This window comes from Bradyrhizobium sp. AZCC 1577 (assembly GCF_036924575.1).
In the GTDB taxonomy this organism is placed as follows: Bacteria; Pseudomonadota; Alphaproteobacteria; order Rhizobiales; family Xanthobacteraceae; genus Bradyrhizobium.
Genome location: NZ_JAZHRQ010000001.1, coordinates 2,203,554 through 2,217,679, shown reverse-complemented (window position 1 = coordinate 2,217,679; position 14,126 = coordinate 2,203,554). Strand labels below are relative to the sequence as shown.

Sequence of the window (14,126 nt, the reverse complement as noted above, 5' to 3'; positions counted from 1 at the left end):
CGACGCAAGACGCCAACACGAAGACGGGCGATGCGAATTCCCAGCATGTCATTCTGTCATGGCTGGCCTGAGATTTTTAGGGTGTAATGACGTCGACGAGATCTTCTGCCCGACCGGCAACCAGACACGTTACAGGGAATCAAAGGCAATCCGATGCGCGACCAGTTCTCCAATACCCAAGCGGTACGCAAGCCGGCCGTCACTTCCAGAGGCGGCATCGTCGCTGCGCAATCAAGCAGGGCGGCGCAGGTGGGGGCCGAGGTGCTGGCCGCGGGCGGCGACTGCATCGATGCCGTGATCGCGACGACGTTTGCGCTTGGCGTTCTGGAGCCCTGGATGAGCGGGGTCGGCGGCGGCGGCGCGATGGTGCTCTACCGGGCGGGCGAACGCCGTTATGAGGTGATCGACTACGGCATGCGGGCGCCGCTGAGCCTGCGGGTGGAAGATTATCCGCTGACCGGCGGTGGCGCGGCTTCCGACATCTTCCCCTGGCCGCGGGTAAAGGACGACCGCAACATTCATGGCCCCAGTTCGATCGCCGTGCCCGGCGTGGTCGCCGGCATGGAAGAGGCGCACCGCCGCTACGCCAAACTGCCGTGGAAGGAGTTGCTGGCGCCGAGCATTGCACTTGCCGGCGAAGGGCTTGCGGTCGACTGGTGGACCACGGTGATGATTTCGAGCGCGGCAGCAGACTTGCGGCGCTACCCCGCGAGCGCCGCCGCCTATCTCCAGGACGGCCTGCCGCCGAACCCGCAATGGGGCATCAGGTCCAAGGTCCGCATGCCGCAGGATCGGCTCAAGGCCACGATGGCGCAACTCGCCAGCGCCGGCCCGCGCGACTTCTACGAAGGCGATCTGGCGCAAAGCCTCGCCGCCGACATTCAGGCCCTCGGCGGCGCGCTGTCGGCCGAGGATCTCAAGCCATTTCGGGGCATTGTGCGCGAGCCGCTGGCGATCCCCTATCGCGGCGGCGAGGTGTTCGCGACGCCCGAACTCACCGCCGGGCCGACGCTGGCGCGCACGCTTCGTCTGCTGCAGGAAAATCTCGAGCCTGCGCGCAGCGGACCGGACGCCGCGGCCTACATCGCCTATGCATCGGCGCTGCAAAAAGCGTATCGCGAACGCCTCAAGGACATGGGCGATGAAGACGGCAGGCGCGCGCTCGGCGCCGAAGCGCTGGCGCCTGCCTGCACCACGCATTTTTCCGCCGTCGATCGCGACGGCAACATGGCCGCGGTAACGCAAACCTTGCTGTCCACCTTCGGCTCCAAATTCGTGACGAACCAGACCGGCATCACCATGAACAACGGCATCATGTGGTTCGACCCGACCCCGGGCACGCCGAATTCGCTGGCACCGGGCAAGCGGTGCCTTACCAACTACACGCCCGTGCTGGCGCAGGCGGCGGACGGAAGGCGCGTCGCGGCCGGGGCTTCGGGCGGCCGGCGCATTCTGCCGGCGGTAAGCCAGCTTCTGTCCTTCGTGATGGATTACGGCATGGATCTCGATGCCGCAATCCATCAGCCGCGCATTGACGCCAGCGAAGGCGCGATCGTGATCGGCGACGTCCGCCTGCCGCAGGCCGCGCGCGAAGCGCTGGGCTCGCGTTTCGATTACGAGGAGGCGCGCATCCAGAACCTGCCGATGAAGTTCGCCTGCCCCAGCGTGGTGCTGCGCGACGGCGGAACCAACAGCGGTGCCACCGAGCCGTTCCACGCCTGGAGCGAGGCAGTGGCGGAGGGATAGAAAGCGGACAGGCCTCCGGGGAGCGGCGCGGCAATGACAAAATGCCGCTCAACCGGAAAAGTGCGGCAGATCGGATGCCGCACTTTCCATTTCTAACCGGCTGACGTGGCGGCCTCTTGCGAGACCAGACGCACCCGCTTACCGCGCCTGTGGCTCAAGCGTAACCGTGCACTCGCCGCCTTGCATGGTGACCACGATCTGTCCTTCCGAGGCGCCCAGTGCAATCGGGTTCGTCGATCCACCGCCGCCCGGCGCACGAACGCTTACGCTGATCGAATCCTGCGGTGCGGTCGAACCAACCGTCGTGGGCGAGACCTCAGTAAGATTGCCCGCGGTATCCCGCCGCATGATACGGCAGGGCGCACCGCCGGCCTGAGCCATCGCGTCGGCCGCACGTCCACTGCCGGCGGCCTCGCCGCCTGCAGCGCGAATGCGCGACGTGTCACGGGGGATATGGCTCACGATCCGCTGCGTGCGGGGTTCGACGATCACGATTTCCTCCTCGGTCGTGAAGTAATCGTAGCCGCGGTACTGCGGCTCGATCGACACGATCGTGGGTGGCAGCCGTTGCACCCGCACATGGCGCGGGAGCCGCTCGCCGACCCGGATCGAGATGTTGAGATTGCGCTGCGGCGGCGCGAGACGTTCGCGGGTCAGCGTCTCGGAGATGCGCACCTGCTTCTCGGTCGAGATCTGCTGGCGGTCCTGCGTCTGGCTGGCCTGGGTCTGTGTGCGCGTGGCGTCAGTCGCGGTCGCCGGCCGGTCCTTGCTCTGTTCAGCCGCATCCTTCGAGGTTCTGTCCTGTTGATCGCGGCTCGGCTCCTTCTGCGTGGTGGTTGCGCCCTCGCGCTCCTTCTGGGATGTCGTTGTTCCGCTCTTGGTCCTCTCGGACTCGGCGGTGCCCTTGGTTCTGTCTTTGGCACTGTCCTTAGCGCTCTCCTTGGCATCGCGGCCGCGATCGGCCTCCCGATCGCCCGGGCGGGCGCCCTTGGTTTGCTCCGTGGCCCTCTTCGCGTCATCGCCGCGGCCACGCTTGCTGTCTTCGCTCGCAGCCGTTGGACGCTCGGCCCCAGGTGCAGCTTTGCCCTTCTCTCCTGCCTGCCGGGAACCGGGTCCTCTTTCCTCACGACCCGCCGCGCCTTGAGCCTTCTGTTCCGCACCCTTCTCGGCGCCCTTGGCGCGTTCCTGCGCTCGCTCGGCGCCGCGTTCTTGCGATGCAGCACCCTTGCCACGATCGCTCGGCTGCATCTGCTTCGGTTCCTCGCTTCTCCCGCCCGGGGCCTGGCCATACGATAGCCCCGGTGCCAGCATCAGGCAGATAATCCCAGTCGATAACAGTAACTGCTTGCGCATCTTGACCTCCTCGAAATCGGCCCTGCGCTAGCGAACGTTCGCGGGGGATGGAAGGTTCCGTCGAAGGCGGGCGATGTCTCGGTTTGGCTGTTTGAGGGCTGCGCGGCCGCGGCGTCAGATTCCCAGCCGGTCCCGCACCCGCCCGGCCAGTACGGCCGCGGTGACGCCGAGCGGCCAGAACGCGTGCATCGCCATCGGCTTGATGCCTGAGATCGGCATATCGATCACAGCATCTCTTCCGCCAACGAGACGGCGCGCGAGCTGTGCACCCATCGCGGTCGAGAGCGCGACGCCGCGGCCGTTGCAGCCGAGCGAGATCAGAAGATTCTTCGCCGGCTCATGCACATGGGGATAATGATCGGGCGTGATCGCGAGCCGACTATTCCAGCCGTGCGTCCAGGTCACGCCTTTCAGCCGCGGCCACAGCCGTTCGGCATAGCGGATGAGATAGGCGACATCGCCAGGCTTGCTGATCCAGCGCATCGGCCCACGTCCGCCCATCAGCAAACGATTATGCGCATCGATCCGGTAATACACCGTGATGTAGCCGCTCTCGTACAACACCGAACGCGTCGGCATGATTTCGCGCGCGACCTCCTCGGATAGAGGCGCGGTGGCCGCAATCGATGAAAACACCGGCACGATAGTGCGGCGGAGGCCCGGCCACAGATCGTCCGTGAATCCGTTGGTTGCCAGCAGCACTTTTTCGGCGCGCACGATCCCGCGCGGCGTCTCGACGCGCCAATGCGCGCCTTCACGCGACAACGAAAGCGCCGGCGTCTCGCCATGGACGGCTGCGCCGGCCGCGATCGCGGCGCGCGCCAACCCGCGCGCATAGCTCAGCGGATGCAGGTCGCCACCGCGATTGTCCAGCATGGCGCAGAGATAGCGGCCGGTACCGGTCACCTCCCGCATCTGCTCGCGATTCAAGAGCGTCACCGGCATGCCGCGCCGGATGCACTGCTTTGCCGTGTTTTCGATTCCCCTGGCGCTCGCCTCGTTGTAGGCCGCGCGCAGCGTGCCGTTCTGCCTTGCTTCGCACGGAATCTGGTAGCGGCGGATCAGGTCGAACGTGTAGTTGGTGGTGCCGTAGGAAAACGCGATCATCCGGCCGCCCAGTTCGGCGCCGAAATCGGCCTCGATCTGGTCGGGGTCGTGCTTGAGGCCCGGATTGACCTGGCCGCCATTGTTGCCCGAAGCGCCCCAGCCCGGCTGTTGCGCTTCCAGCACGATCGCATTCACGCCCTGCTCGGCCAGATGCAATGCGGTGGACAGCCCGGTGAAACCGCCGCCGATGATCGCGACCGCAACGTCCTTGTCTCCATCGAGCGGCGGCGTCGGTGCCGGCGCGACCGCCGTATCGGCGTAGAGACTTGGCGGCAGCGGCAGTCGGATGGGCGCATTCATGCTGGCGAACTCAGAGCGGATGCAGCACGCGCCGCAAAAAATCCTGCGTGCGCGTATGCTGCGGTTGATTGAGCACGGACTTCGCCGGCCCCTGCTCGACGATCACGCCGCCGTCGATGAACAGTACGCGGTCGGCGACATCTCCGGCAAATCCCATCTCGTGGGTGACGACGACCATGGTCATGCCGTCGTCGGCGAGCTTCCGCATCACCGAGAGCACGTCACCGACCAGTTCGGGATCGAGCGCCGAAGTCGGCTCGTCGAACAGGATCGCCTTCGGCTGCATCGCAAGTGCGCGGGCAATCGCAACACGCTGTTGCTGACCGCCGGAGAGTTGCGGCGGATAGCTGTCGGCCTTTTCGGCGAGCCCCACCTGCGCCAGCAGCGCGCGGCCACGCTCCAGCGCCTCGGCGCGCGGCTCCTTCTTCACATAGAGCGGCCCCTCGATGACGTTTTCCAGCGCGGTACGGTGCGGAAACAGGTTGAAGCGCTGGAACACCATCGAGACTTGCGTCCGGATCGCTACGATCGAGGGCGCGCTGCGATCGACCCGCGCGCCTTCGACGAGGATGTCGCCGCTGTCATAGCTCTCCAGCCCGTTGATGCAGCGCAGGATGGTGGATTTGCCGGAGCCTGACGGGCCGATGACGCAGACAACCTCGCCCTTCTCGACGGAAGCCGTGATGCCCTTGAGCACCTCGACCTTGCCAAAACTCTTGTGAACGTTGGTGAGCTCGATCATTTGTGGCCCGCGCGCTTCTCGAAGTGACGGACCAGAAGAATGAGCGGGATGCTCATGGTGAGATACATCAGCGCCACAAGTGTGAACACGCTGGTGTTCTTGAAGGTGGAGGACGCGATCAGCTTGCCCTGCAGTGCGAGCTCAGCGACCGTGATGGTCGAAGCTTGCGACGAATCCTTCAGCATCATGATCATGATGTTGCCGTAGGGCGGCAACACGATCTTGATCGCTTGCGGCAGCACCACGCGGCGCATGGTCTGCCACCAGCCCATGCCGATCGCCTGCGCCGCCTCGATCTGTCCCCTGTCGATCGCCTCGATCCCGGCGCGGAAATTCTCCGCCTGGTAGGCCGAATAGGCGATGCCGAGGCCTAAGATCGCCGCCTGCAGCGCCGTCAGCGTGAGGCCGAGTTCGGGCATCACGAAGTAGAGATAGAACAGCATGACGATGATCGGGATTCCGCGGATCACGTTGATCAGCCCGGCGCTGACCCCCGAGAAAATGCCGATGCCGGATACCCGCATCAAGGCCCAGACCAGGCCGAGCGCGGTCGACAGCAACAGCGAGCCGATGGTGACGATGACCGTCAACGCCACGCCGCTCATCAGGATCGGCAGGAACTCGGTCGCGTCGCGCCAGAACGCCTGCATCAGGCACCCTGCGCCTTGAGGCCCCATTTATCGAGGATCTTTTCGACCGTGCCGTTCGCCTTCAGCTTCGCCAGCGAGGCATTGATCTTGGCGAGCAGCTCGCTATCGCCCTTGCGCACGCCGATGCCGACAGAACCGACGGTCGCGGGCTTGTAGCTCTCGACAATGCGCGCCTCGGGGAAGCCGCCTTGCTTCAGGTTGTAGGCGAGGATCGGATAATCGGCGAAGCCGGCCTTCAGCCGGCCGGCGTTCACGTCGCGCAGAATATCGGGAATGGTGTCGTAGGCCTTCACCTCGCTGAACAGTCCCGACTTTTTCAGCGCATCGACGAACGCCGTACCGACCTGCGCGCCGACCACTTCGCCTTTCAGATCGTCCTGCTTGGTGTAGGTCTTCGTATCGCTCTTCGGCACCAGGAGGCCCTCGCCATAGCTGTAGAACGGCTCGGAGAAATCGATCACTTCCTTGCGCGCGGGCGTAACGAACATCGCCGCCGAGATGATGTCGATCTTGTTCGAGGTAAGCGAGGCAATCAGGGTCGAGAACTGCATCGGCTCGATCTGAACCTGGAAGCCGGCGTCCTTGCCGATCTCGGTGATGAGATCGACCATGATGCCCTGAATGCTGTTGGTCTTGGTGTCGAGGAATGTGAAGGGCACGCCGGTCGGCGTCGAGCCCACCTTCAGTACTTTTTGCGCGGATGCCGGCATTGCGGCTGTGAGAACCAAGGCCGCCACCGCAGCCTGAACGAGACGCTTCAGAGCCATCGCACCACCTCCTGAAACTGCACGCCGCCCGGGCCCGCCCGCCTTAGACCAAAGAGTTGCGGGCAACGCCGTTCAGGCCTATTTTCACCAATATGAAATTGTGGTCACACTTCTCCAAGGTTTGCAAGCGATTTTCATGCACATGAAGGAAGCGGTCTGACGTGAGCGGCGGCAAGCGAATAAAGAAACCGGCGTTCAAGGCCAAGGCAAGGGCCAGGAAAAAGGCCGCCGGAAAGGCAACGGCCCGGCCGAAGGCGAAGACCGCCGTCAGGCCGGCCGAGCCGGCGATGGACCTTGCGGTCGGCCGCCGCATCCGCGACCTGCGCCGCGAGCAAAAGCTCTCGCTGGAGACGATTGCGGCGAAGACCGATCTGTCGATCGGCTTTCTCAGCCAGATCGAGCGCGGGCTGTCGTCGCCTTCGCTCCGCGTGCTGGCGACGCTGGCCGACGTGCTTGGCGTCGGCATCGCCGCGCTGTTCGGCTCGCAGCCGAACGACGAGGCGGCATCCGGTGGCGTGGTGACGCGCGAAATGCAGCGCGCCGAACTGAAACTGTGGCGGACCGGCATCTCCAAGCAATTGCTGAGTCCGGCGGGTACTGAGAACCGCCTCAATCTGTTTCTCGTGCACATGGAGCCCGGCGGCAACACCGGCGATGAGCTTTACACGCATGACGGCGAGGAAGCGGGGCTGGTGCTGGAAGGCGAGATGACGCTGACTGTCGACGCCGAGTCCTGGTCGCTCAAGCGAGGAGACAGTTTTCGCTTTGCCAGCCGCCGCCCGCACCGCTTCTCAAATCCCGCGAAAGATGCGAAAGCGGTCGTGCTGTGGGTGAATTGCGTGACGCAGGCGTCATGAACAGTCTGGAACAAGGAATGGATCAAGCCCGAGAGGATTGGAGCCCACACAGCGCGCATTGGGGCGCCTTCGCGGCGCGGTGGAACGGCGCGACGCTGGATATCAAGCCGTACGAGCACGACCCGGCGCCCTCCCCGATGTTGCAAAATTTCAGCACGGCGATGCGCCACAAGGCCCGCATCCTGCGGCCGATGGTGCGCAAGGCGTGGCTGGAGCGAAGCGCACCCGCTCCGCGCACCTTCGACCAGAAATTCGTCGCGTGCCCCTGGGACGAAGTGCTCGACCTGCTCGCAGGCGAATTGGCGCGGATCCGAACCGAATATGGCGCCGCCGCGGTCTATGGCGGCTCCTATGGCTGGGCCAGCGCCGGACGTTTCCACCACGCGCAGAGCCAGGTTCATCGCTTCCTGAACATTGCGTTCGGCGGCTATGTGCGTTCGGTGAACAGCTATAGCGCCGGTGCCTCGGCCGTGATCCTGCCGCATGTCCTCGGCGGCTTCGAGGGCATCTCGCGCCATAACGTGACGTGGGATCAGATTGCCGAGCACACCGATACGGTGCTGGCCTTCGGCGGCATGGCGCTGAAAAACTCGGACGTTGCAAGCGGCGGCATCAGCCGGCACATCGAGCGCGACGCGATGCAAAGGGCCGCGCGCCGCGGCGCCGTGTTCTACGGCATCGCTCCCTTGCGCGACGATATGCCGGAAGCGGCCGGCGCCCGGTGGATGCCGATCAAGGTCGGGACCGACGTCGCCCTGATGCTGGCACTCGCGCACACGCTCCTCGTCGAGGATCTGTGGGACAGCGGCTTTGTCGCACGCTATTGTACCGGCTTCGACATCTTCGAACGCTATCTGCTCGGCCGCGACGACCAAACGCCAAAGGACGCGGCATGGGCCGCCGACATTACCGGCATTCCGGCCGGCACAATCGTCGACATCGCCCGCCGGCTGCCGCGCGGACGCACCTTGATCACGGTCTCGCATTCCCTGCAGCGGGCGCAATATGGCGAGCAACCGGTATGGATGGGCGCGGTGCTCGCGGCCATGCTGGGCCAGATCGGCCTGCCCGGCGGCGGATATAATTACGCGCTCGGTGCGCTCGGTCATACCGGACGCCGTCTCAACGCGGTTCCGATCCCGACGCTGTCGCAAGGCAAGAATGCTACCGCCGACTTCATCCCGGTCGCGCGTGTCGCCGACATGCTCCTCAATCCGGGACAAATGTTCGAATACAACGGCCGCACGATGCGGTATCCCGACATCAAGCTGGTCTGCTGGGCGGGCGGCAACCCTTTCCATCATCACCAGGATATCAATCGGCTACGGCGGGCCTTCAATGTCCCGCAAACCATTGTCGTGCACGAGAGCGCCTGGACGCCGATGGCGAAGTTTGCCGACATCGTGCTGCCGGCGACCATGACGCTGGAGCGCGACGATATCGGCGCCGCCGGCACCGATCCGAGGCTGGTCGCGATGCGCAAGGCCGTGGACCCGATTGGCGAAGCCCGCGACGATTTCGATATTTTTGCCGCGCTGTCGCGGCGATTGGGCGTCGAACAGGCCTTCACGGAAGGACGCGATACCAGGCAATGGCTGGCCCATCTTTACGAGCCGACGCGACGGGCGCTTGCCGATGCCGGTTGGGATGCGCCGGATTTCGACGAGTTCTGGCGGCGTGGCGAACTCGCGCTGCCATCGGCCCCTGATGACGGCGGCTTTCTGCGCGCCTTCCGCAACGATCCCGTCAAGAACAAGCTGCCCACGCCAAGCGGCAGGATCGAGATCTATTCGAAAACCATCGCAGGCTTCGGCTACGACGATTGCCCGCCCCACCCAGCATGGCTGCCGTCAACCGAACCGCCAGATAAGCGCCACCCGTTGACGATGATCGCCAACCAGCCGGCGACCCGGCTGCACAGCCAGCTCGACTTCGGCGCTTACAGCCAGTCCAAGAAAATTGCCGGCCGGGAAGCCGTCCGTCTCAACCCCGTCGACGCGACGCGCCGCGGCATCGCTGATGGCGACATCGTCCGCCTGTTCAATGATCGGGGCGCGTGCCTGGCCGCCGCCGCCGTTTCAAACGACGTCATGCCCGGCGTGGTGCAATTGTCCACCGGCGCCTGGTATGATCCGCAAGCCGGCACGGCAGAACATCCGCTCTGCGTCCATGGCAATCCGAACGTGCTCACCCGCGACATCGGTACCTCGCAGCTCGCGCAAGGTTGCTGCGGTCAGGTGACGGTGGTCGAGTGCGAGAAGTATTCGGGCACGCTGCCTCCGATTCGAGCCTTTGATCCTCCCGATCAGGAGTGATGAAGGCAACGACACCCCGCATTGCGTGACGAGAGCTAGTCGCTAGTCCCGCCGTCATTGCGAGCGAAGCGAAGCAATCCATCGCCACTTACGGAGACATGGATTGCTTCGTCGCTACGCTCCTCGCAATGACGGGTTGGCTATCGTGCGTTACTACCCAAACCGCTGATCCTACCGGCTCACGCTGAGCTCGCTCACATCGATATCCGGCTTCCGTCCCGAAATCATATCGGCCAGCACCCTCCCCGAGCCGCACGCCATGGTCCAGCCGAGCGTGCCGTGGCCGGTGTTGAGGTGCAGATTGCCGTAGCGCGTCGCGCCGATCACCGGCGGGCCGTCCGGCGTCATCGGGCGCAGGCCGCACCAGAAGCTCGCTTTGCTCAAATCGCCGCCGCGCGGAAACATGTCGGTCAGCGAATGATCGAGCGTCGCCCGCCGCGCCGTATGAAGCGTATTCGAATAGCCGGAAATTTCCGCGGTGCCGCCGACGCGGATGCGGTCACCCAGCCGCGTGATCGCGACCTTGTAGCTCTCGTCCATCACGGTCGATACCGGCGCGCCGTCGGGATCGATGACGGGGACCGTGATCGAGTAGCCCTTCACCGGATAGACCGGAACAAAAACACCCAAAGGTTTGAGCAAGCGCGGCGACCAGCTTCCGAGTGCCGCGACATAGGCATCGGCCTGCAACAACCCGGCGCTGGTGACGACGCCGGTGATCTTGCCGCCATCCGCGACCAGCCGCTCGATCGTGGTATTGAACCTGAACTCGACGCCGAGCTTTTCAGCTTCCCGAGCGAGCGCCTGCGTGAACATGTGGCAATCGCCGGTCTCGTCCTGCGGCAATCGCAACCCGCCGACGAATTTTTCCTTGACAGCCGCGAGCGCCGGTTCCGCGCCGATGCAGCCGGTGCGATCCAAAAGCTCGTACGGCACGCCATATTGCTTGAGCACCGCGATATCATCGCCGGTCGAGTCGAGCTGCTTCTGCTTGCGGAAGAGCTGAAGCGTGCCGCGGCTGCGCTCGTCATACTTGATGCCGACCTCGGCGCGCAGCGCGCGCAGGGAATCGCGGCTGTATTCGGCGATCGGGATCATCCGGCTCTTGTTGACCGCGTAGCGCTCTGCCGTGCAGTTGCGCAGCATCTTCAGCCCCCAGATCCACATGACAGGATCGAGCTTGGGCCAGATCACCAGCGGCCCGTGCCGCATCAATAGCCACTTGATCGCTTTCACCGGCACGCCGGGGCCGGCCCAGGGCGAGGAATAGCCGGGCGAGACCTCGCCGGCATTGGCAAAACTGGTCTCCTGTGCAGGCTCAGCCTGGCGGTCGACGACAACAACTTGGTGGCCGGAACGCGCCAGATAATAGGCTGTCGTGACGCCGATCACGCCACTGCCGAGAACGATGACTTTCACGATCCCTCACGCATCCGCCGCGGCAACATTGCCGCGGCTGCTCTATCTTTCTCAGAGCAAGGATCAGGCCACGCGCTTGATCGCATCGCCGAGGATCGAAACCATGTCGTCGATATGGCTCTTCTCGACGATCAAGGGCGGCGACAGCGCAAAGGAATCGCCGCTCATGCGCAAATAAAGCCCGCGATTGAAGCAATCCACCATCACGTCATAGCCGCGTGCGCCGACGCCGTCGCTGCGCGGCGAAAGCTCGACCGCGCCCATCAGGCCGACATTGCGGATGTCGATCACGTTCGGCAGACCTTTCAGCGAATGCAGCGCATCGCGCCAGTATTCGGCCAGCGACGCGCCGCGCGTCAAAAGCCCCTCGTCCTTGTAGATGTCGAGCGTCGCCAGCCCCGCGGCACACGCGGTCGGATGCGCCGAATAGGTGTAGCCGTGGAACAGCTCGATCGTGCCCTCAGGCCCGGTCATCAACCCGTCGTGGATCTTGCGGCTGGCAAACACCGCGCCGCAGGGGACGGTGCCGTTGGTGATGCCCTTGGCGGTCGTCATCATATCAGGCGTGACACCGAAATAATCAGCCGCAAACGGCGTGCCGAGGCGGCCGAACCCAGTGATGACCTCATCGAAGATGAGCAAGATGCCGTGCTTGTCTGCGATCTCGCGCAGCCGCTTCAAATAGCCCTTCGGCGGCGGCAGCACGGCGGTCGAGCCCGGCACCGGCTCGACGATGACGGCGGCGATGGTGTCGGCGCCATGCAGCGCCACCATCCGCTCGAGATCGTCGGCAAGCTCGGCGCCGTGCTCCGGCTGATCCTTCGCAAAGGCGTTGCGGGCGAGATCATGGGTGTGACGGATGTGATCGACTCCGGGCAGATGGGTGGCGAACGCGCGGCGGTTGGCCACCATGCCGCCGACCGACATGCCGCCGAAGCCGACGCCGTGATAGCCGCGCTCGCGGCCGATCAGGCGCGTCCGCGTCCCCTGCCCGATGGCGCGCTGATAGGCCAGCGCGATCTTCAGCGCGGTATCGACCGACTCTGAGCCCGAATTGGTGAAGAAGACGCGATCCAGCCCCTTCGGCGCGATCTCGGTGAGCCGCTCGGCAAAATCGAACGCCAGCGGATGGCCCATGTTGAACGAGGGCGCGAAGTCGAGGTTCATCAATTGCCGTTCGACGGCAGCCGCAATCTGGCGCCGGCCATGGCCGGCGTTGACGCACCAGAGGCCGGCGGAGCCGTCGATCACCTTGCGGCCGTCGACGGTGGTGTAGTGCATGCCCTCGGCGGAGGCGAACAGGCGCGGCGTTTTCTTGAACTGCCGGTTGGCCGTGAAAGGCATCCAGAACGAGTCGGTCTGCAGGGTGTTCGGCTTCTGATGAAGGGTCACGGTCTAGCTCCTATGCTGGCAGCTCAAGGGACCACCGGGCCACGCTCGGGAAGCCACAACAAGTCCTTTTCTGCACTCCTGCAACCCATTGATTTTGCTAACCAGATCAGGGCATATTTGTTCGATCCGAAACACCTGCAACAGGGATTTTCGATGAGCGTCGATATCGGTGGGCGACTCCGCTTCGTCCGGGCCCGCCACAAGCTGTCGCAGCGTGAGCTGGCAAAGCGCTCCGGCGTGACCAATTCGACGATCTCGCTGATCGAGTCGAACCAGATGAACCCCTCCGTCGGCGCGCTGAAGCGCATCCTCGACGGGCTGCCGATGGGGCTCGCCGAGTTCTTCGCGATCGAGCCGGAGCGGCCGCGCAAGGCGTTCTACCGCTCTGACGAGCTGACCGAAATCGGCAAGCAGCCGATTTCCTACCGCCAGGTCGGCGACAATCTGTTCGGCCGCGCGTTGCAGATTCTCAAAGAGCGCTATGAGCCGGGCAGCGACACCGGCCGGGTACCGCTGACGCATGACGGCGAGGAAGGCGGCATCGTGGTGAGCGGCCGGCTGGAAGTGACCGTCGACGACGAACGCCGCATCCTCGATCCCGGCGATGCCTATTATTTCGAAAGCCGCCGCCCGCACCGCTTCCGCTGCGTCGGCGGAAAGCCGTGCGAGGTGATAAGTGCCTGCACGCCGCCAACGTTTTGAGCAGCGAGGACGTACACTCATAAGCCCGCTGCAGCGCTGAATGGTGGCCATCTCCGGCTTTGCCTCGGCGGCAGACATCGGAACCGCCTGCCGGCATGTCTGGGCTGGGCCATCTGCCGAAGGCCGTTTATTTCCGGAATGCTCGACTAGCCGTCTCTCATGTCATGTCGGCAGGCGAAACGCTTCGCTTTGCACAGCGTTGATGACTGCGTTCAGAGTGTCCTTCGGAGTATGCCCGTCGGTTGACAAGACATGCCGCTCAAGCGGTCCCAGCGATGAGAGCTGGTGATAGAGCTCCGTGATGGGACCGGGATCTGCCAACGTGTCCCCGCCCCGCTCCTGACACCGCCGGATGGCTACATCGAGGGATGGACGTAGAACGACGTAGTGGAGTGGCGCGGCAACTTTCTTGAATGGACGCAAGAACCACGGCCCAACAATGCCGTCTACGATGACAAAATAGCCTCCGCCGGCATAGCCTGCGGCTACCTTCGTCAACACATCGACAACAACGATGTTCTGATCATGAGCTTCAGGCAGATAGGGCGGGAGCGCTCCGTTCTTGATGAAATGCCAGAAGTCGTCGGAATGAAGATGGACCTTCGCTGATCCGGGCTCCCTTGCGAGCGCCTGCGCTGTCGTGGTTTTTCCGGAGCCCGGCGGCCCGGTCAGGATGAGAACTTCGCCTGCACGATTCATAGCGCCGCCACTTAGCATGAAGCAGCGCAATAGTCAGCTTGGGGTCAGTTACGAGCATCCGCCAGAGCCCAAGGTGC

12 protein-coding genes are annotated in these 14,126 nt (G+C 64.3%); 4 read left to right on the top strand and 8 right to left on the bottom strand.

Features of this window, described 5'->3' with window-relative positions:
- The first annotated feature begins 153 nt into the window (after window positions 1-153).
- Window positions 154-1,746, top strand: a complete 1,593-nt coding sequence (locus V1278_RS10425) for a gamma-glutamyltransferase family protein (RefSeq protein WP_334380639.1) — start codon at window positions 154-156, stop codon at window positions 1,744-1,746.
- A 138-nt stretch (window positions 1,747-1,884) separates the two neighbouring features.
- Here the strand turns inward: V1278_RS10425 and V1278_RS10420 are convergent, their stop codons facing one another.
- The 5 genes from V1278_RS10420 to V1278_RS10400 form a co-directional block, all read right to left on the bottom strand.
- The gene (locus V1278_RS10420) at window positions 1,885-3,099 is read right to left on the bottom strand and encodes a DUF1236 domain-containing protein (RefSeq protein ID WP_334380638.1); all 1,215 of its coding nucleotides are present in this window, start codon (window positions 3,097-3,099) and stop codon (window positions 1,885-1,887) included.
- 114 nt (window positions 3,100-3,213) lie between these two features.
- Window positions 3,214-4,506, bottom strand: coding sequence for an NAD(P)/FAD-dependent oxidoreductase (locus tag V1278_RS10415; protein WP_334380637.1), 1,293 nt, complete (start codon window positions 4,504-4,506; stop codon window positions 3,214-3,216).
- Window positions 4,507-4,516: 10 nt separating this feature from the next.
- The gene (locus V1278_RS10410; RefSeq protein WP_334380636.1) at window positions 4,517-5,248 is read right to left on the bottom strand and encodes an amino acid ABC transporter ATP-binding protein; all 732 of its coding nucleotides are present in this window, start codon (window positions 5,246-5,248) and stop codon (window positions 4,517-4,519) included.
- Window positions 5,245-5,898 (bottom strand): amino acid ABC transporter permease, encoded by a 654-nt coding sequence (locus V1278_RS10405; RefSeq protein WP_334380635.1) that lies wholly within the window; start codon window positions 5,896-5,898, stop codon window positions 5,245-5,247. Before V1278_RS10405 ends, V1278_RS10410 begins: the two co-directional genes overlap by 4 nt.
- Window positions 5,898-6,665, bottom strand: a complete 768-nt coding sequence (locus V1278_RS10400) for an ABC transporter substrate-binding protein (RefSeq protein WP_334364734.1) — start codon at window positions 6,663-6,665, stop codon at window positions 5,898-5,900. Before V1278_RS10400 ends, V1278_RS10405 begins: the two co-directional genes overlap by 1 nt.
- A 161-nt stretch (window positions 6,666-6,826) precedes the next feature.
- Here V1278_RS10400 and V1278_RS10395 point away from each other — a divergent pair, with 161 nt between their 5' ends.
- Together V1278_RS10395 and V1278_RS10390 are read left to right on the top strand one after the other, a co-directional pair.
- The gene (locus tag V1278_RS10395) at window positions 6,827-7,522 is read left to right on the top strand and encodes a cupin domain-containing protein (RefSeq protein WP_334380634.1); all 696 of its coding nucleotides are present in this window, start codon (window positions 6,827-6,829) and stop codon (window positions 7,520-7,522) included.
- 17 nt (window positions 7,523-7,539) lie between these two features.
- Complete coding sequence (locus tag V1278_RS10390) at window positions 7,540-9,837, top strand: molybdopterin-dependent oxidoreductase (protein ID WP_334380633.1); 2,298 nt, start codon at window positions 7,540-7,542, stop codon at window positions 9,835-9,837.
- Window positions 9,838-10,008: 171 nt separating this feature from the next.
- On the opposite strand, the gene V1278_RS10385 is transcribed toward V1278_RS10390, so the two are convergent.
- Window positions 10,009-11,256 (bottom strand): D-amino acid dehydrogenase, encoded by a 1,248-nt coding sequence (locus V1278_RS10385; protein WP_334380631.1) that lies wholly within the window; start codon window positions 11,254-11,256, stop codon window positions 10,009-10,011.
- 63 nt (window positions 11,257-11,319) lie between these two features.
- A complete protein-coding gene (locus V1278_RS10380) occupies window positions 11,320-12,648 on the bottom strand; it encodes an aspartate aminotransferase family protein (RefSeq protein WP_334380630.1) in 1,329 nt (442 codons plus the stop codon).
- Between the two features lie 153 nt (window positions 12,649-12,801).
- On the opposite strand from V1278_RS10380, the gene V1278_RS10375 reads away from it, so the two are divergent.
- Window positions 12,802-13,350: a cupin domain-containing protein gene (locus V1278_RS10375; RefSeq protein WP_028347208.1), complete on the top strand. Its 549-nt coding sequence runs from the start codon at window positions 12,802-12,804 to the stop codon at window positions 13,348-13,350.
- A 162-nt stretch (window positions 13,351-13,512) separates the two neighbouring features.
- Here V1278_RS10375 and V1278_RS10370 read toward each other — a convergent pair whose 3' ends face one another.
- On the bottom strand, window positions 13,513-14,049 hold the full coding sequence (locus V1278_RS10370; RefSeq protein ID WP_334380629.1) for an ATP-binding protein: 537 nt from the start codon (window positions 14,047-14,049) through the stop codon (window positions 13,513-13,515).
- Window positions 14,050-14,126 lie beyond the last annotated feature (77 nt).

What these genes read in the sequence shown, in the direction of transcription:
- V1278_RS10425 (WP_334380639.1), top strand. Translation starts at nt 154, where the DNA reads ATGCGCGACCAGTTCTCCAATACCCAAGCGGTACGCAAGCCGGCCGTC.
- V1278_RS10420 (WP_334380638.1), bottom strand. Translation starts at nt 3,099, where the DNA reads ATGCGCAAGCAGTTACTGTTATCGACTGGGATTATCTGCCTGATGCTG.
- V1278_RS10415 (WP_334380637.1), bottom strand. Translation starts at nt 4,506, where the DNA reads ATGAATGCGCCCATCCGACTGCCGCTGCCGCCAAGTCTCTACGCCGAT.
- V1278_RS10410 (WP_334380636.1), bottom strand. Translation starts at nt 5,248, where the DNA reads ATGATCGAGCTCACCAACGTTCACAAGAGTTTTGGCAAGGTCGAGGTG.
- V1278_RS10405 (WP_334380635.1), bottom strand. Translation starts at nt 5,898, where the DNA reads ATGCAGGCGTTCTGGCGCGACGCGACCGAGTTCCTGCCGATCCTGATG.
- V1278_RS10400 (WP_334364734.1), bottom strand. Translation starts at nt 6,665, where the DNA reads ATGGCTCTGAAGCGTCTCGTTCAGGCTGCGGTGGCGGCCTTGGTTCTC.
- V1278_RS10390 (WP_334380633.1), top strand. Translation starts at nt 7,540, where the DNA reads ATGGATCAAGCCCGAGAGGATTGGAGCCCACACAGCGCGCATTGGGGC.
- V1278_RS10375 (WP_028347208.1), top strand. Translation starts at nt 12,802, where the DNA reads ATGAGCGTCGATATCGGTGGGCGACTCCGCTTCGTCCGGGCCCGCCAC.
- V1278_RS10370 (WP_334380629.1), bottom strand. Translation starts at nt 14,049, where the DNA reads ATGAATCGTGCAGGCGAAGTTCTCATCCTGACCGGGCCGCCGGGCTCC.